The 16963-nt window shown below is 41.7% G+C and carries 17 protein-coding genes; 9 read left to right on the top strand and 8 right to left on the bottom strand.

The features are described 5' to 3' along the window. Positions 1-3: 3 nt before the first annotated feature. The 7 genes from BUE31_RS10990 to BUE31_RS10960 all read left to right on the top strand — a co-directional run bounded on the left by BUE31_RS10990 (position 4) and on the right by BUE31_RS10960 (position 8531). Positions 4-1461, top strand: a complete 1458-nt coding sequence (locus BUE31_RS10990) for a DUF1501 domain-containing protein (protein WP_073404233.1) — start codon at positions 4-6, stop codon at positions 1459-1461. 116 nt (positions 1462-1577) lie between these two features. After that, positions 1578-2603 (top strand): NHL repeat-containing protein, encoded by a 1026-nt coding sequence (locus tag BUE31_RS10985; RefSeq protein ID WP_073403391.1) that lies wholly within the window; start codon positions 1578-1580, stop codon positions 2601-2603. A 150-nt stretch (positions 2604-2753) separates the two neighbouring features. Then, entirely contained in the window at positions 2754-4913 is a 2160-nt protein-coding gene (locus tag BUE31_RS10980; protein WP_083619688.1) for a c-type cytochrome domain-containing protein, read from the top strand. 38 nt (positions 4914-4951) lie between these two features. Then, positions 4952-5434: a hypothetical protein gene (locus BUE31_RS10975; protein ID WP_073403389.1), complete on the top strand. Its 483-nt coding sequence runs from the start codon at positions 4952-4954 to the stop codon at positions 5432-5434. A gap of 78 nt (positions 5435-5512) precedes the next feature. Then, positions 5513-6700 carry a class I SAM-dependent rRNA methyltransferase gene (locus tag BUE31_RS10970; protein ID WP_073403387.1) on the top strand — a complete coding sequence of 396 codons (1188 nt, stop codon included), beginning with the start codon at positions 5513-5515 and terminating at the stop codon, positions 6698-6700. Between the two features lie 119 nt (positions 6701-6819). Then, a complete protein-coding gene (locus BUE31_RS10965) occupies positions 6820-7161 on the top strand; it encodes a YciI family protein (protein ID WP_073403385.1) in 342 nt (113 codons plus the stop codon). Positions 7162-7274: 113 nt separating this feature from the next. After that, the gene (locus BUE31_RS10960) at positions 7275-8531 is read left to right on the top strand and encodes an RNA polymerase sigma factor (protein WP_073403383.1); all 1257 of its coding nucleotides are present in this window, start codon (positions 7275-7277) and stop codon (positions 8529-8531) included. Positions 8532-8624: 93 nt separating this feature from the next. On the opposite strand, the gene BUE31_RS10955 is transcribed toward BUE31_RS10960, so the two are convergent. The 6 genes from BUE31_RS10955 to BUE31_RS10930 all read right to left on the bottom strand — a co-directional run bounded on the left by BUE31_RS10955 (position 8625) and on the right by BUE31_RS10930 (position 13327). Then, positions 8625-9938 carry a DUF4097 family beta strand repeat-containing protein gene (locus BUE31_RS10955; protein WP_073403381.1) on the bottom strand — a complete coding sequence of 438 codons (1314 nt, stop codon included), beginning with the start codon at positions 9936-9938 and terminating at the stop codon, positions 8625-8627. Continuing rightward, positions 9919-10482: a hypothetical protein gene (locus tag BUE31_RS10950; RefSeq protein WP_073403379.1), complete on the bottom strand. Its 564-nt coding sequence runs from the start codon at positions 10480-10482 to the stop codon at positions 9919-9921. Before BUE31_RS10950 ends, BUE31_RS10955 begins: the two co-directional genes overlap by 20 nt. Beyond that, positions 10479-11057, bottom strand: coding sequence for an RNA polymerase sigma factor (locus tag BUE31_RS10945; RefSeq protein ID WP_073403377.1), 579 nt, complete (start codon positions 11055-11057; stop codon positions 10479-10481). Before BUE31_RS10945 ends, BUE31_RS10950 begins: the two co-directional genes overlap by 4 nt. Before the next feature lie 129 nt (positions 11058-11186). After that, the gene (locus BUE31_RS10940) at positions 11187-11741 is read right to left on the bottom strand and encodes an AAA family ATPase (RefSeq protein WP_073403375.1); all 555 of its coding nucleotides are present in this window, start codon (positions 11739-11741) and stop codon (positions 11187-11189) included. Positions 11742-11824: 83 nt separating this feature from the next. Then, positions 11825-12367 carry a DUF922 domain-containing protein gene (locus tag BUE31_RS10935; RefSeq protein ID WP_073403373.1) on the bottom strand — a complete coding sequence of 181 codons (543 nt, stop codon included), beginning with the start codon at positions 12365-12367 and terminating at the stop codon, positions 11825-11827. A 21-nt stretch (positions 12368-12388) separates the two neighbouring features. Then, complete coding sequence (locus tag BUE31_RS10930; RefSeq protein WP_073403371.1) at positions 12389-13327, bottom strand: SPFH domain-containing protein; 939 nt, start codon at positions 13325-13327, stop codon at positions 12389-12391. 90 nt (positions 13328-13417) lie between these two features. Between BUE31_RS10930 and BUE31_RS10925 the strand changes: the two genes are divergently transcribed. After that, complete coding sequence (locus BUE31_RS10925) at positions 13418-13603, top strand: hypothetical protein (RefSeq protein ID WP_073404229.1); 186 nt, start codon at positions 13418-13420, stop codon at positions 13601-13603. Between the two features lie 58 nt (positions 13604-13661). Here the strand turns inward: BUE31_RS10925 and BUE31_RS10920 are convergent, their stop codons facing one another. Further along, positions 13662-14810: a CapA family protein gene (locus tag BUE31_RS10920; RefSeq protein WP_073403369.1), complete on the bottom strand. Its 1149-nt coding sequence runs from the start codon at positions 14808-14810 to the stop codon at positions 13662-13664. A 165-nt stretch (positions 14811-14975) separates the two neighbouring features. Next, positions 14976-15566 (bottom strand): C40 family peptidase, encoded by a 591-nt coding sequence (locus BUE31_RS10915; protein WP_073403367.1) that lies wholly within the window; start codon positions 15564-15566, stop codon positions 14976-14978. A gap of 384 nt (positions 15567-15950) precedes the next feature. On the opposite strand from BUE31_RS10915, the gene pdhA reads away from it, so the two are divergent. Continuing rightward, complete coding sequence (gene pdhA / locus BUE31_RS10910) at positions 15951-16946, top strand: pyruvate dehydrogenase (acetyl-transferring) E1 component subunit alpha (protein ID WP_073403365.1); 996 nt, start codon at positions 15951-15953, stop codon at positions 16944-16946. The last annotated feature ends 17 nt before the right edge of the window (positions 16947-16963 follow it).

The following is a 16963-nucleotide window of genomic DNA, read 5'->3' as shown; positions in this document are numbered from 1 at the left end:
GCAATGGAAAAAGATATTTTAGAGCATCGCCTAAATATAAACAGGCGCAGGTTTCTCTCGAGATTAAGCCTTGGGATAGGGAGCATTGCCCTGGGCTCGCTGCTTATTCCTGATCTTTTTAGTGGCAGCGGTTCCGAAAGTGAAGCCGATTTTATCCCGGGTATCCCCAATTTTGCGCCAAAGGCTAAACGGGTGATCTACCTTTTCCAGGATGGAGCGCCCTCACAGCTGGAATCATTTGATTATAAGCCGAAGCTAAGGGAAATGATGGGGCAGGATTTACCGCCGTCAGTTCGCGGTAACCAGATCCTTACCGGGATGACTGCCAACCAGGCCCATTTTCCGCTGATAGGCTCGTTTTATGATTTTAAACAGTACGGTGAATCAAAAGCATGGATTAGTGATCTGTTTCCGCACATAGGTAAAATTGCCGATGATATTTGTATCATCAGATCAATGTATACCGAAGCCATTAATCATGATCCCGCTTTAACCTTTTTTCAGACCGGGGCGCAGCAAGGTAATCGCCCAAGCATGGGATCGTGGGTGAGCTATGGCTTGGGCAGCGAAAATAAAAACCTTCCTGCTTTTACCGTTTTGCTTTCAAAAGGCAAAGGCAACGGGCAGGGGGTGTATTCAAAGCTTTGGAGCAATGGCTTTTTAGATTCCATTCACCAGGGCGTGCAGTTTAGCAGCAGCGAAAGCCCGGTGCTTTACCTGAATGATCAGCCCGGCATTGACAGGCGCGAACGCCGCAAAATGCTGGATAAGCTGGCGGAATTGAACGATATCAGCTATAAAGAATTTGGCGACCCGGAGATCTCAGCCAAAGTACAGCAATACGAAATGGCTTACCGGATGCAATCTGCCGTGCCTGAAATTATGGATGTTTCCAAAGAATCAGACGATATTATAAAAATGTACGGACCGGATTGCCTGGTGCCGGGTACCTATGCCGCCAACTGCCTTTTGGCGCGCAAGCTCTCCGAAAATGGAGTGCGTTTTGTGCAACTTTATCACCAGGGATGGGATCAGCACAGCAACCTGCCGCAGGAAATGGCTGGCCAGGCAAAGGATGTTGACCAGGCATCGGCAGCATTGATTACTGACCTTAAACAACGCGGCCTGCTTGACGAAACTTTAGTAATTTGGGGCGGCGAATTTGGCCGCACCAACTATAGCCAGGGTAAGTTGGAAAAAGCAAACTACGGTAGAGATCACCACCCGCGCTGTTTCAGTATCTGGATGGCAGGCGGAGGCATAAAGCCCGGGATAGTTTATGGCGAATCGGATGAGTTTGGGTATAATATTGTTAAAGACCCGGTTCACGTGCATGATTTTCATGCAACCATATTAAACCAATTAGGACTCGATCATAAAAAATTAACTTTTAAAAGCCAGGGCCGCAGATACAGGTTAACAGATGTTGCCGGGAACGTGGTAAAGGGGATATTGTCGTAGTTTTTGAACCATGATTCGTAGGATTAAAGGATTGACATGATGTAAGACTAGACAAGCATCAGGAAATCCTGAAATCAGGTAAATCATGGTTCAGACAAAAAAAGATCAAAAAAAATATGGAAAGAAGAAAATTCATCAAGCAGTCAGCCGTATTCACCGGCAGCTTTTTTATAGCAAAAGATCTGTTGGCAAAAAATGACGGCCCAATTTACGGGCATGGTAATATGCGCTACCGTATGGATAAGGATTGGAGCAAAGCCGATCCGATGAAAAACCCGGTGAACGATTGCCACGAGATGGTTCAGGATTCAAAAGGCAGGATCTTGCTGCTTACTAATGAAACCAAGAACAATGTGCTTATCTATAATAAATCAGGCAAGTTGCTGGACACCTGGGGACACGAATTTCCTGGAGCGCACGGCCTTACTTTGGTTAATGAAAATGGCGCCGAGTTTTTGTTTATAACAGATACCGTAAAGCACCAGGTTTATAAAACCACCATGGATGGTAAGATCCTGATGACCATTGATGTTCCGCTTGAAACAGGTGTCTATAAAAAGCCCGAAGATTTTATCCCGACTGAAACCACCGTTGATACCAATGGCGATTTCTTTATTGCTGATGGTTACGGATCGCAATACATAATGCATTATGATAAAAACGGAAAGCTGAAACATTTTTTTGGCGGGCGCGGCGATGGCGACGAGCATTTGGATAATGCACACGGAATTGTAATTGACAGGCGCAACCCAACGCCAACCCTGCTGATTACTGATCGTACCCGTAATTGCTTTAAACGCTTTAGTATGGATGGCAAGCTGATGGAAGTAATAAAACTTCCAGGAGCATGTGTATGCCGCCCGGTAATAAAGGGCGATCATTTATATGCTGCGGTACTGCGCTCGCCTGATTTGGGTAAAGAAAACTCCGGCTTTACTACTATTTTGGATAAGAATAACAAGGTAGTATCAAACCTTGGTGGTACCGAACCTATATACAAAGACGGCGTATTACAACCCATGGCACAAGCCGAAAAGATCTTTTTAAACCCGCATGATGTACTGGTTGATAATGACGAGAATTTGTATGTGGCGCAATGGGCATCGGGCAAGGTTTATCCTTATAAGTTTACAAGGGTGTAAGACATTATATACAAACTTTGCGCTCTCTGCGGTTGCTTCGTGACCTCTGTGGTTATTTTTGTAACCACAAAGTTCACAGAGAGAAATACACTGAGAAACGCAGAGATTTAATAAATCTATAGAACTAAAAATTTAAACTATTCATATTAGATGATAAAAAGCAAGCACAAAAGTTTTGTGGAGAATTTGTTATTTGCCCTTAATATTTTTATCATCTTTTTTCTTGTATTCGGTTCGGGCATAGTTATTCCGCAATGGCTACAGCCGGTTGGGCGGTTGCACCCGCTGATACTTCATTTCCCTATTGTGGTGTTGATAATGGCTATGATGCTGGAATTTTTCAGGTTTAAAGAAAGGTTCAGCACAGAAAAGCTATACCACGATTTTACTACCTATTTGTGGTTAACAGGGGCAATTTTTGCTGCATTTACAGCAATTATGGGCCTGTTTTTATCAAAAGAGCCTGGTTATGAGGGCAGCACCCTGCAATGGCACAAATGGCTTGGGGCAGGTGTTGTTTTTGTGTCGACAATAATTTACTGGTGCCGCAGTGCCGGGTGGTACAATGTGAAAGTTGCAAGATCAGGAGCTGCTGTTGTCGTGCTGTCACTTGTACTTGCAGGTCATTTCGGTGCCGACCTTACCCATGGCGATAACTTTGTATTAGCCCCGGTTTGGCATCCCGAAAAAAAATTAGTCCCGGTTGATAAAGCGCTGGTTTATAGGGATGTGATCCAACCCATATTTGAAAGCAAGTGTATCAGCTGCCACAACCCCGATAAAACAAAAGGGGGGCTGATGCTGATAGACGAAAAATCAATTTTAAAAGGGGGTAAGGATGGAAAGCTGATTGTTCCCGGGCAACCGCAGATCAGCTTGCTATTGCAACGCATTCACCTTGTTGCAGAAGATAAAAAACATATGCCGCCGTCCGGCAAACCGCAACTAACGCCGGATGAATTGAACATGCTTTACCTTTGGGTAAAAGAAAATGCAGATTTTAAGAAAAAGGTGATCGATCTGCCTGTTCATGATTCGTTAAGGTTAATTGCATCAACCTATTTAAAACCGGCCGAAGAAACAGAAGAGAAATATGATTTTGCTGCCGCAGACGACAAGCTCATCAAAAAACTGAATAATAATTACCGGGTTATCTATCCGCTTGCAAAAGAATCACCGGCATTGGGAGTGAATATTTATAATAAAAGCACCTATCAACCCAAAGCGTTAGAAGAGTTGAGCGCGATAAAGCAACAGGTGGTATCCCTTGATGTAAGCAAGATGCCTGTAAAAGATGCTGAGTTGAAAACCATTGCGCAATTTGAAAACCTGCACGTCCTGAATCTGAATTTTACTGATATTACCGGAAGTGGTTTAAAAGAACTTGCAAAGCTCAAATATTTAAAAATGATCTCGCTTGCAGGAACACCACTTAATGCAGCAGCTGTTAAACAGATTAGCGCTATAAAAGGCCTCACAAAAATTACCCTGTGGGATACCGGTTTAACTGATGCCGAAGTACAGAATCTGCAAAAGCACAGCAAAAACATTGAATTTATAAAGAGCTTTAAGGATGATGGCAAACCTATTAAGCTAAATGACCCTCAGTTAAAAAACACCACGCTGGTATTTGCTAAATCCATCCCATTGCAGTTAAGTCACCCTATAAAAGGCGTTGAGCTGCGTTATACAACCGATGGCACTAATCCCGACAGCGTAAAATCCGCCATCTATAAACCGGGCCTTGAGCTTAGCCAAAATACAGGCGTAAAGGTAAAAGCATATAAGTCCGGCTGGCTTAGCAGCGATGTGGTACAGTTTAATGTATTTAAAAGTACCTACACGCCTGATAGCATCAGCTTTATAGCCCCTCCTAATACAAAATACAGTGCTGATGGCGCTAAATCACTAATAGATAAGGACCTTGGCGGTACAAATTTTGGCAACGGTAAATGGATAGGCGCTCAAAAAAACATAGAGATCTACATGCAGTTTGCCAAACCGGTTGACCTGCATACCATCACCATAAATTGTTTACGGAATTTAGGCAGCCAGATCTTTTTACCTATCGGGATTGAGATTTGGGGTGGTGCAGACATCAACCATATGAAATTACTTAGCAATGTAATACCACCTGCTGCCAAAAAGGATGATCCGGCAATGGCAATGGGCATTGATTGTAAGTTAAATACAGCTAAACCAGTTACCTGCTTAAAGATCATAGCAAAAAACATCCAAAACCTGCCATCCTGGGACTCGGTAAAAAAAGGGCCGGAATGGGCGTTTATGGATGAGATCTTTTTAAATTAGAGGCTTCGCTCTTTATAATTTAAAATATATAACACCTGATGAATGAGCAGCAATTACAGAAACGGATCAGGATTTGGGTATTGATCTTTATTATTGGCCTGGTACTAAGCGGGGTTACAGCATTCCCTATTGAAACAGAGCTGGCCTTTATGGTGAATCATTCGTCCATATTCCCTGCATTTATGGCACATTGGGTTGAAACTATTTATGCTGCAGTCAAAGATACTAATACCCGCTATCCTTATTTAAGTTATGGGACCGATTGGCTGGCTTTCGGCCATATAGTTATTGCTACCGCGTTTATTGGTCCGCTAAAAGATCCGGTAAAAAACATTTGGGTAATTCAGTTTGGGATGATTGCCTGCGCAATGGTTTTACCGCTGGCATTTATTGCCGGGCCTATCCGGCAGATCCCCGTTTACTGGCGATTGATAGATTGCTGCTTCGGCGTTTTCGGGATTATCCCACTTTATATCTGTTATAAAAGTATCAGGAAGTTGGAGGGATTAGAAGCCTCGTAAAAAAACTCCGTCCAGGTCAATTGAATTACTGCCTCCTGCCAACTTAAAACTGCCAACTGATTTTCTACCTTTGCACACATGATTGAGGTTATATTAAAAAAGGGTAAAGAAAAAGCAGTTTTACACCGTCACCCCTGGGTGTTTTCGGGCGCCATTGAAAAGGTAAATGGGAAACCTGCAAATGGTGATATTGTAAAACTGATTGATGCCAAAGGCGGTTTTATGGCCTATGGTTTTTATAACGATCAATCAAGGGTTGCGCTGCGTTTGCTGGAGTGGGATGAATCTGTAGCCGTTGATGAACAATGGTTTAAAGAAAAGGTAGCTATAGCCGTTGCAGGCCGTAATGAGCTTTTAGCGGATGGAATAACCAATACCTGCCGTTTAATATTCAGTGAATCTGATTACCTGCCCGGACTAATAGTTGATAAATATGCCGATCACCTGGCCGTACAGGTGCTGACTTCAGGTATTGAAAAAATGATGCCTTGTATTATCGAAGAGTTGCAGCGTTTGTTAAAGCCCGAAAGTATTTTTGATAAAAGTGATGCATCATCCAGGAACCACGAAGGATTACAAACGCAAAATATTGTGCTCGCAGGCAATCACCCGCCTGAAAGGGTTGAGGTTATTGAAAACGGAATTAAGTATAACATAAATATAGCCGAAGGGCAAAAATCCGGGTTTTATTGCGATCAGCGAGATAACCGCAAAATTGTGGCTGCATATTCAAAAGGGAAAAAGGTGCTGGATTGCTTTAGTTATACCGGTGGCTTTACCTTAAACAGTCTCCAAAACGGCGCTGCTGCAGTTACCGCTGTTGACAGCTCTGTACTGGCAATTGATACCTTAAAAGAAAATGTGCTGCTGAATAAGTTTGATGCTGATAAAGTAACAACCATAGCATCTGATGTAAATAAACAGCTTCGTAAATTCAGGGAGGAGGGTGAGCTTTTTGATATTGTGGTACTTGATCCGCCAAAATACGCGCCATCACGGTCTGCCCTGGATAAAGCATCCCGTGCTTATAAAGACCTGAACCGTCTGGGTATGCTGCTGCTGAATAAGGGCGGCTTACTGGCAACTTATTCCTGCTCAGGCGCTATGGACATGGAAACCTTTAAACAGGTGCTTGCATGGGCTGCTTTGGATGCGGGGAAGCAGGTTCAGTTTATTCACCAGTTTTGCCAGCCGGAAGATCATCCAGTAAGGGCATCATTCCCGGAGGGCGAATATTTGAAGGGGCTGCTTTGCAGGGTATTTTGAGGGGGAGGTGAAAGCTGAAAGGTAAAAGGCGAAAGGTTTCGAAAATAAATTTTTATCATTTGTCCTGTCCTTAAAACGTCAATCGTCATTGGGGTATAAACATTAAAACACTAAGCATCATGAAAGATTTTCTTTTAGTTTACAGAAACGATTTTAAGAACCAGCCAACTGGTTCTCCGGAAGAATTGCAGGCTGTCACCAAAAAATGGATGGATTGGATCGGCGGGATTGCTGCCCAAAACAAATTAACCAGCCAGGGCAACCGTCTGGGTTCAGAAGGTAAAGTAGTAAGGCCAAACAATGTGGTTACAGACGGCCCTTACACCGAAATTAAAGAATTAATAGGTGGGTATTCTATTATCAATGCTGAATCGTACGATGAAGCTGTTGAGATAGCAAAAGGCTGCCCGATTTTTGAATTTGACGGGAATGTAGAAGTACGGGACATTAACCCAATGTAAGTTAAATAAATATCGAATGATGAATAATGACTGACTTCAGCGTTCAATATTCAGTGTTCGATATTTAAACTTTTTACTTAAGCCTTTGTATTATTGCAGAGGCTTTTTTCATTATGGAACAACAGGAATTGATCCCGCATTTATTTAGAACAGAGTTTAGTAAAATTACGGCTGTACTGGGTAAGCTATTTGGTTTTGAGCACATAGAGATTGCCGAAGACATTGCCAGCGATACCTTTTTACTGGCCTCAGAAACATGGAGCATTAAAGGCTTGCCCGAAAACCCGGTGGCATGGCTTTACACGGTAGCAAAAAATAAGGCCCGTGACTATTTAAGGCGCAACAAGCTGTTTGCCGAAAAGATTACAACAGAGATCAGGTATAGTAACGCCGAATTGCATGAGATAGACATCGACTTGTCTGACAATAATATAATTGACAGCCAGCTGCAAATGATGTTTGCCATTTGCCACCCTTCTATACCTGCCGAAGCACAGATTGGTTTGTCGTTACGGATCCTTTGCGGTTTTGGGATCGAGGAGATTGCGAATGCTTTTTTAAGTAATAAAGAAACCATTAATAAACGCCTTACCAGGGCGAAGGGAAAATTACGGGAAGAAAATGTGAAGATTGCTTTCCCCGCAAGCGCGGAGATTGATAAAAGGCTTGAAACTGTATTAACTACCTTATACCTGCTATTTAATGAAGGTTATTATTCTATCTCGCAAAATACAAGTTTGCGGAAAGAGCTTTGTGTTGAAGCTATGCGCCTCAACTATTTGCTTACTGCAAATGAGGCTACAAATAAACCCATGGTAAATGCCTTACTGGCCTTGATGTGTTTCCAAGCATCAAGATTTGAGGCCAGGATAAATCAGCATGGCGAACAGGTTTTATACGAAGACCAGGATATCAACCTTTGGGATAATGATCTGATAAAAAGAGGAAAGTATTATTTAAATGCCGCCGCTGAAGGCAACGAAGTATCAAAATACCATCTTGAAGCCGGTATAGCCTGGTGGCATACCAATCGTAACGATACAACTGAAAAATGGGAAGGTGTTTTGCAACTGTATAACAAGCTGCTTATAATTGAATACTCGCCAATGGCGGCGCTGAACCGCACATATGCGCTTGCCAAAGCAAACGGCAAACCGGCTGCTATTGCTGAAGCTGAAAAACTAAAGCTGGTGGATAATCATTTGTATTATTCCCTGCTGGGTCATTTATATACCGATGTGGATAATGAAAAGGCCGGTGAACATCTAAAAAAAGCACTGAAGTTGGCAAAGTCGGAAACAGATAAGGCGACGATAGAAAAAAGTTTAAATAAGATACTGACTAAAAGCCCAAAGACTTCTAAAAATTAATTCGATTTAATTTTTAGAAGTCTTTTTGAGGGCTACGCCGGTTCAAAACTTCATAAGCCAGGTGTATGAAACCCAATGCTAAAAGTTAATGCCTTATTCAAAATGAACGCCTCCATAGCTTGTATTAATGGTTACGCGGGCATCTGAATTACCTTTACCAACATGGCCCTTATAGTTACGGGTTGTGCCAATGTGTTTGCTGCCATCAGGCGGGTTTTTGCTGGTGATAAATACGTTATTATCATTGTAGTTGAAGCCACCATAGCTTGTGGTAATATCAAACTCAAAGTTGCTGTTTGGCGAAATGCCTACATCTGCCCCTGAATAAGAACTATTGATATTCAGCCTTTTTAATGAACTTGCAACTTCACCTATTTTAAAGCCACCTACATATGATAAGTCAAACTCGCCGATACCCTTTAATTTACCCAATTTGAATGAGCCATAACTCAAATCGGCTTTTAAATTATTACACTCTTCCATATCAACGCTTCCGTACGAAAAATCAAGTCTGCCGCCATTCATCGAGCCAACTTTTAAGCTGCCATAGCTGCCCTCAATTTCATTTGATGGGTTTGATAAGCTCTGTACAGAAGTGCTGCCATATGATGTGCTGATTTTCACCTTTCCATCCAGGTCAGGCAACTCAATTGAACCATAACTTGCTTCAACATTCAGATCTGTTTTGGCGGGCATGTAAACCACATAATTTATGGTAAGTTTTTGTTTTTTATTTCTTCCGCCAAAATTAAAAAGACTCCAAAACCCATCGTCATCCCGCGAGATATTAGTTTTAAATGATACCTGGTCGCCATTTTTGCTGTCGCTTATCTGTACGCCATCCATTAGTTTCTGGGCGTCGTCGTCATTCCTGGCTTCGGCCTTAATCTGGATATCAACCTTCACTTCGCGCCTGTCCCAGGTATTTACCGTAATTTTCCCATACTGGTTGCTCAGCTTTATCCTGTCGTTAGCATCAAGGGGGTAGCTCTTGCTGTAGTTTTTTATCTTTAAGCTTTGGTTGTCGCTTTCAGTTGCATCTCCCTCATTATTGTCAGCAACATTAATATCGAGGTTCTTTAACAAACCATCAACATTAAGCTCAATTTTTGGGTCAACATTAACCACATTGTCATTATCCCCATCATTTACATTAATGCTTATACTTGATGCAAGGTTGTTTATTGATGCCGACAGATTTTTGCCTAAATCCTTCATTCCGGCTTCAAGGCTTTTACCAAGATTATCCATTTTCGCCTGGAAATCCTCCTCGTTAAAATTTGCTGTAACACAAACAACCGGCTTTTTTTTTGCTGAGGCTGATTTCTTTTGTGCAAAGCCCCCGCTGTTAACGGCAAGCAACGCAGCCATTACAAGCAGTGCCGGTTTATATATTCTTGATCTCATTGTTTTGTTCCTTTTTTGATTTGTTCAGCTGCTCAATAACATTCAATTGCTGGGTAAGCACCTGTGTTTGGACCTGCAAATTCCGGATCATTGCGCGTAAAACACGCTCCTGGTTGGGGCTATTGGCTAAATCACTGTTTAATTTTTTGTAGGTTGAATCCATTTTGGCTATTTCGCCGCTAAACTCTTTATAAAGCGCAGGATCAGTTTTTGAGATCGATTTTAACTCAGTACGTTTTGTTTCAATTAATGAAGTGTATTGAATTTGTTGTTGTGCATATAGCGGGTTAATAGCAGCCAGATCAATCGGTTTCTTTTCCTGGCGATGCAGGTATGCAGCAAAACCTATCCCCATTATTACAATAACCGATGCAGCTACTCTTAGCACAAAGCCAAGTGAAAAAGTTTTTGTTTCACGCTTTTTTAATTCGCTTTCCTGCGGCGGCAAATGCTTTTCAATCCTGCTCCACAAATCTGCTGATGGTTCCAGGTCGTCAAATTCTTCCCTGTTCATTTTCATAAAATCCTCTAATCGCTTGCTCATGATGTTATCCCCTTTCTTTTTAAAATTTCCAGAAGTTTCCTTTTTGCCCTTAAAAACTGGGTGCGTGAGGTGTTTTCTGAAATATTCAATATTTGTCCTATTTCTTCGTGGTCATATCCTTCAAGCAGGTATAGCGATATTACTAACCTATATCCTTCCGGTAATTCCTTCATTGCTTCTTTAACCCTTGCGGCCTGGTATTGTGTTTCTTCCCCGTCATCATATTCCTCATCCGCAATATTTTCCAGTTGGTCGCCTTCAAGGTCTATAATGTCCAGCTTGCGTTTGCGCAGCAGGTTGATAGACCGGTTAACAACTATTTGTTTAAGCCACAAACCAAAAGTAGTGTCCTGCCTAAAATCCTTCAGTTTGTTAAAAGCATCAACAAAAGCTTCCTGCAAAACATCTTCAGCTTCGGCAATATTTCCCACTATCCTAAAGGCAACGTTTAACATTGCTTTAGAATACAGTTTGTACAGCTCATAACAGGCTTTTTTACTGCCTTGTTTGCACTCAACCACCAGGTTATAATGCTTGTCAATATATACGGCTTCCAAATTTTGATCAGCTTGCATGTTATATGACGCAAAGGTTTTTACAACGTTGCATGAAGGTGGGATTTATTTCAGATTTATTTCGGATTTCGGATGTTCAATGTCGGAATTATTATTGTTTGAATCAGGGTTTTAGAATTATCAATTTTACTAAATCCCAAATCGAACATGCGAAATCCGAAATCGGTCCACCGCCTTCACCGCACTTTCATATCTTTCTTGCCCGATACCGGATATGATTACGTAGTTGGCATTAAGACTCTTCAATTCTTTTTCCCATACTTCCATAAAATGCTCACGCATATCTGGAAAGTCACGTAATGGATCTTCTTCCCAGGGAAGATCGATGTTTTGCAGCAGGTAAAGATCATATGGATGTTTGGGAAGTTCATCCAGTACTTCTTGTGGTGATTTGGCAAAAACGTGTTCGCTCCAGATCTTTACGGTGAGAAAAGTGGTGTCGCAAATAAGCAGCTTGTTTGCCTTTGGCAATAGTTCAGCCTCAAGCGCAACCTGCCCGTAAAACATATTGATCTCATCCTGCCAGGTAGGCTGCCCGCTAAGTTTTTCACAATAGCCTCTTGCAAATTCAGGTACCCAGATGGTGTTATAATGTTTGGCCAGGTAAGCCGACATGGTTGATTTGCCGGTAGACTCGGGGCCTACTACTGCTATCTTTATTATTTCGGATGTCGGATGTTCCATTTCGGATTTTCTTTACGCTGCTCAGAGATGACAAAAAAACTAATTAATTGCCATTCCGCAATAAACATTCCGCACTCCGCATTTTATTGAGGCGGCATATATGTTAAGCGCTTTTTAAAATAAGCATCCCAGCTTTGCTGCTGGGTACGGTTTTGCATGTGCTGGGTGTCGGCATCATAATCCATGTTCAATTGTTTGTACTTAGCGTCAATCCGGTTAAAAATATTTTGCGCGGCAGACTGATAATTGGCATAGAAAATAGTTTTGCTTACGGTTCTTAATAGTTCCTGCTGTTCCATGTAAGCTATGAGATAATGTCCCTGCTCATGTTTCAACACTTCGGTAAGCATCTGGTCAGATGTGATGCGTTTTTTATCTATCCATGATTTGCAATCATTAAGCGTTAGCTGGATGTTAAAATCAAGCAGGTAAAAGTTCCGCTCCCGGTGGGCCTCATACTGAAAGCTTATGGAGCAATTGGTATAAGCAACTGTGCTCTGATTCGTAACCGGAATACCCTTAAAATCATTAACGGTTAGCTGGCGGAAAGCCTGGGCCGAAACATTATTTACAATACAAAGCCACATTGCAGTAAAGCTGATCAATCGCACAAATCCAAATTTCATTAGCTGGTCAAAGTAAAATTTTTACTTTTTGACTTTCTCCGAGTGCAATTGGTTTAACGCCATCATTTCTTTCATGGTTTGCTGCATGGCATCGGTTGACCCATCAAGGAATATCACATTGCCCTGCGAGTTCTCGGCAAAGTGTTTAATGGATTCAGTCCACATGGTAAATAATATTACCGAAGTGTCCATATTAGCATCTTTCATTTCTTTAGCAGCAACTGACATACCTTTGGCTACCTCCTCGCGGAACAAAGCAACACCCTGCCCGCGCAGCTGTGACGCCTGGCGTTCGGCCTCGGCGGAAATTTTAATAGCATTACCTTCAGCTTCAGCGGCCTTTGTTTTGGTGATTAGTAGAGCCTGGCCTTCATTTTCAGCAGCGGCTTTAAGGTTATTTGAGGCCACTACCTGGCTCATTGATTTCATGATCACCTCATCAAAAGTGATATCATTCAGCTGCAAATCCTGTAAATGGTAGCCCCAGCCTTCCAGTATCACATCCAGCTGCTCTTTAACGTGCTCCACAATGTCACGCCTTAATATCAATACCTCCGATTGGCGTTTGGTAGCCACAAATGCGCGGATAGAGCCTTCAACCGTGCGGATCAGCGCCTGCATCAGGTTACGCTCATCAACAAACTTAAAGGCTACATTTTTAATGGTTTCTTCCTGCTGATCCAATACCGAATAGAGCAGCATTGCCTTAAAATAAACATTGGCCTGGTCAAATGTCACCGCCTGGAATTCCAGCTCGACGGAGCGGTTTTGGATAGATATTTTTGAATAGATGTTTTCGATAAAAGGAATTTTGAAGTTTAAGCCGGGGGTTAAGATGCGGCGATACTTGCCAAACACTGTAATTACTACTATAGTGCCTTGTTTTACAGACACAAAAGATGAAAGTAATATTACCAGGAAAATAAAAGCAACAACTAAAAAGCCTATTTGAGGGGTCATGGTTAATAAAATTTAATAATCTAAATGTATGATTATTTATTGGTGTGCTATTTGTTTTTAATAAAAAGCTTAACAAAAAAGCACGCAACTATGAACTTAAAACGAACCTTCGGGGCTATACTTACCGTATTGGGTATTATAGGCTTAATTTATACCGGTGTTGAAATAATTAACCACGGCGGACAGATTACCACACTTGTAGTTGTAGGTATTATAGCGATACTGTTTTTCTTTACAGGAATAAGTTTAGTAAGAACTACAAAGGATGAGGTGTAACCGCTGATTTTAATGATTAAGTGATTGCGCTGATGCTTATTACCTTTTATCAGGCAAATTATAGTTCAGATCGGGTAATTGTGCCATCATCATCAATCTGTAATCCGGCATCCGGGAAATCTGTTTCGGTTAGCTGTTTAATGCGGATGGCTGCTTTGTTTAAAGTATCAAGCATTAATCCATCATAGTGGGTTTGAATAGCCGAAACAATGCGTCCGCTTAAAAATTCTCCTTTTTTGTTTACGTAAACTTTAAGAATAGGCGCCATACCGCAAACTCCGGCAACGCTTACGCCCGTATAAGTGCAAAAATTACCAAGGCTATAAGCTATCAGTCTGTCTTTATAGAGTTCCATGGCGCGGCAAACGTGCGGGCCGTTGCCAAAAACCAGGTCAGCACCGGCATCAATGGCAGCATGGGTAAAGGCGTTTACATCACCGCGTTTTTCATTTACAAAGGTTTCCATTGTAAAAGGCACATGCTCAAAATCAACACCCTCGCCGCCCCCATGAAATGATACAATGACCACATCGCATTGCTTTTTAAGGTTTTGGATGATGGCAGCTGCACCTTTCAGGTCGAGGATAGATAATGTATAGCCATTAGGTGCAAATGCGCAAAAGCCATAAGTTATGCCGTTTAGTTTAAAAATTGATGAGGGATGTGCTACCTGGCCGCCGTAATTGATCCCTAAACTATCCAGCACTTTCATGGTGCTGAGGCGGCCGGCATTATCAAAATCGCCGATATGATTATTGGCAAGACTCAATACATTAAATCCGGCATCTTTTAATACACTTCCGTATCTCACCGGCATCCTGAACAGCCAGGGCCTGCTCAACTGGTGCAGCCTGTAATTGGCTGGGGCGCCGGTATCAAGTAAGGTGCCTTCCAGGTTTCCCATAAGCACATCGGCTTTGCGCAGCTCATTTAAAATATTTTTAAAACTGCTTTTTGCACTATCGGGCGGTAGTGTTTTATTATCGGGGTAAGACGTGCCCAGCATAATATCGCCAACGGCAGCAACACAAAATGAATCGCGCTGAATAGGGTCCTGTTTTAATTGCGCCGTATCACGCTTGATAACAACCGGCTTTTTTATTGGGGGATGATATACTTCAGGCTGTGGTTTATGACGATTTTGACAGGCGGAGATCAGGAGAATTACACTTATAAAAGGCAATAAGCAGGTTCTCTCTAAATTCACTGATCGTTTTGTATGTTGCTTATTATTCAATTGTAATAATTGCCGCTGCTTCGGTAGCGAACATAAACAATTTTATTCATTTGTAGGGATAAATGAAAATAGCGAACACAAAAAAATCCTTTCTGGTCAGGAAAGGATTAAATTAATTAGGTTTATTATAAAGTTTTAGTTGTTGTCTGTACTGGTACTGTTGTCTGAGCTTTGTTTCTCCAGTTCAGCCTTAAATGATTCAAGCATCCGGCCGCCACGGTAAAAGTAACGCCTGTAATAAGCATCGTCAAGGCTGCTGATAGCAACACCTCTTGATGATGCATGGGCAAATCTGTTATTGCCTAAATAGATCCCCACATGCGAGATACGACGGCTGTGAATTTTAAAGAAAACTAAATCACCTTCCTTAAGGTCGTCTCTTCTAACAGGGCTAACCATGCTGAAAATATCGCGTGAGCTGCGCTGGATATCCATATTGAATACCTCGCTGTATAATTCTTTGGTAAATGCCGAACAATCAATTCCTCTTCTTGAGCTTCCGCCAAAACGATACGGGGTACCGATCCAATCGTAAACAAAATGAAAAAGTTTCATGTTTGATGTTGCCGACATTGCAACACCCATTATCTGGGATAAATAATCTTTGGCTAATGATTCCTGTTCGTCAGGATTTTTGTCGTCCGTTGTTCCTGGACTGGTTTTTGTTTGAGCTTGAACAGCTAATGTGCTGAAAAATAACGCAATAACGATAGTAATTTTCTTCATTTAATCGATTAGTTTGTTGTGTTAGGCCAACAAATTGTTTATTAAATTGGACACCCTGTCTATTGTTGGCTACAAAACTATTTAAATTTTTTAAAATTGCAACAGAATGACTGTTTTTTTTCAACATTTGTCTGCAATTGTTAATTATCTGGAGGTTTATTCATAAAATATCAAAAATGTAATTTTTTTGACAATCCATAAATAACAGCAATTGGTGTTGTTTTTACACATACTTTTGGTTGTTGGTGCTGATATTGACCGGTATATTGAAAATATTACAAATCTTTTTAATAAAATCATCGTTTAACAGCCCTATTGCAGTTTCTATATTTCACAGATATAATTAGATTTGCGCTTTATAATAAAATTGATCGTTTATAATACATGAGTTCAATCGAAATAAATAAGGACACTTACCTGATGTGGTACGAGTCAATGCTTTTGATGCGAAAGTTCGAAGAAAAAGCAGGGCAATTATACGGACAGCAAAAAATAAGAGGCTTTTGCCACTTGTATATAGGCCAGGAAGCCGTTTTAGCCGGAGCAATGTCTGTACTTAAACAGGAAGACAGCATGATAACCGCTTATCGCGATCATGCACACGCCATTGCTAAAGGTGTTACCTCAAACTCTATAATGGCCGAACTGTATGGAAAGGCTACCGGCTGCTCAAAAGGCAAGGGCGGATCTATGCACATGTTTGATAAAGAAAAACATTTTTATGGTGGCCACGGCATAGTTGGCGGACAGGTACCCCTGGGTGCAGGAATTGCCTTTGCCGAAAAATATAAAGGAACCGACTTTTTAAACGTAGCCTACATGGGCGACGGCGCCGTACGCCAGGGTGCATTAACCGAAACCTTTAATATGGCCGCCCTCTGGAAACTGCCTGTAATATTTGTTTGTGAGAACAATGGTTACGCAATGGGTACTTCGGTAGAGCGTACAACTGCACAAACCGATATTTATAAATTAGGCTTGCCTTATGGCATCCCATCATCACCGGTTGACGGTATGGATCCGGCTGCTGTGCACAAAGCGATGGACGAAGCCGCTCAGCGTGCACGTGCAGGTGAAGGACCTACCTTCCTCGAAATGCGCACCTACCGTTATAAAGGCCACTCTATGTCTGATCCGCAGAAGTACCGTACCAAGGAAGAGCTGGAATCATACAAAGCAAAAGATCCTATCGAACTTACTAAGCACACCATACTTTCAGAAGGCTATGCCGATGAAAAATGGTTTGAAGAGATTGAAGCTAAAATAAAGGCAGAGGTTGATGAGTCGGTAAAATTTGCTGAAGAGTCGCCATGGCCTGAAGCATCAGAATTGTATACTGATGTGTACGTTCAAAAAGATTACCCTTATATAATGAGCTAATCGTTATATTTAAATTG

Source organism: Mucilaginibacter sp. OK098 (assembly GCF_900142915.1).
Classification (GTDB): domain Bacteria; phylum Bacteroidota; class Bacteroidia; order Sphingobacteriales; family Sphingobacteriaceae; genus Mucilaginibacter.
Note: the sequence above shows the minus strand (reverse complement) of the source record. Positions and strands in the feature narration are given on the sequence as shown.

Bases quoted from the DNA above. Each gene is read 5' to 3' on its own strand.
- BUE31_RS10915 (WP_073403367.1), bottom strand. From the start codon at position 15,566: ATGAAGAAAATTACTATCGTTATTGCGTTATTTTTCAGCACATTAGCT.
- BUE31_RS10975 (WP_073403389.1), top strand. From the start codon at position 4,952: ATGAATGAGCAGCAATTACAGAAACGGATCAGGATTTGGGTATTGATC.
- BUE31_RS10940 (WP_073403375.1), bottom strand. From the start codon at position 11,741: ATGGAACATCCGACATCCGAAATAATAAAGATAGCAGTAGTAGGCCCC.
- BUE31_RS10955 (WP_073403381.1), bottom strand. From the start codon at position 9,938: ATGAGATCAAGAATATATAAACCGGCACTGCTTGTAATGGCTGCGTTG.
- BUE31_RS10945 (WP_073403377.1), bottom strand. From the start codon at position 11,057: ATGCAAGCTGATCAAAATTTGGAAGCCGTATATATTGACAAGCATTAT.
- BUE31_RS10950 (WP_073403379.1), bottom strand. From the start codon at position 10,482: ATGAGCAAGCGATTAGAGGATTTTATGAAAATGAACAGGGAAGAATTT.
- BUE31_RS10970 (WP_073403387.1), top strand. From the start codon at position 5,513: ATGATTGAGGTTATATTAAAAAAGGGTAAAGAAAAAGCAGTTTTACAC.
- pdhA (WP_073403365.1), top strand. From the start codon at position 15,951: ATGAGTTCAATCGAAATAAATAAGGACACTTACCTGATGTGGTACGAG.
- BUE31_RS10935 (WP_073403373.1), bottom strand. From the start codon at position 12,367: ATGAAATTTGGATTTGTGCGATTGATCAGCTTTACTGCAATGTGGCTT.
- BUE31_RS10965 (WP_073403385.1), top strand. From the start codon at position 6,820: ATGAAAGATTTTCTTTTAGTTTACAGAAACGATTTTAAGAACCAGCCA.
- BUE31_RS10980 (WP_083619688.1), top strand. From the start codon at position 2,754: ATGATAAAAAGCAAGCACAAAAGTTTTGTGGAGAATTTGTTATTTGCC.
- BUE31_RS10925 (WP_073404229.1), top strand. From the start codon at position 13,418: ATGAACTTAAAACGAACCTTCGGGGCTATACTTACCGTATTGGGTATT.
- BUE31_RS10985 (WP_073403391.1), top strand. From the start codon at position 1,578: ATGGAAAGAAGAAAATTCATCAAGCAGTCAGCCGTATTCACCGGCAGC.
- BUE31_RS10960 (WP_073403383.1), top strand. From the start codon at position 7,275: ATGGAACAACAGGAATTGATCCCGCATTTATTTAGAACAGAGTTTAGT.
- BUE31_RS10930 (WP_073403371.1), bottom strand. From the start codon at position 13,327: ATGACCCCTCAAATAGGCTTTTTAGTTGTTGCTTTTATTTTCCTGGTA.
- BUE31_RS10990 (WP_073404233.1), top strand. From the start codon at position 4: ATGGAAAAAGATATTTTAGAGCATCGCCTAAATATAAACAGGCGCAGG.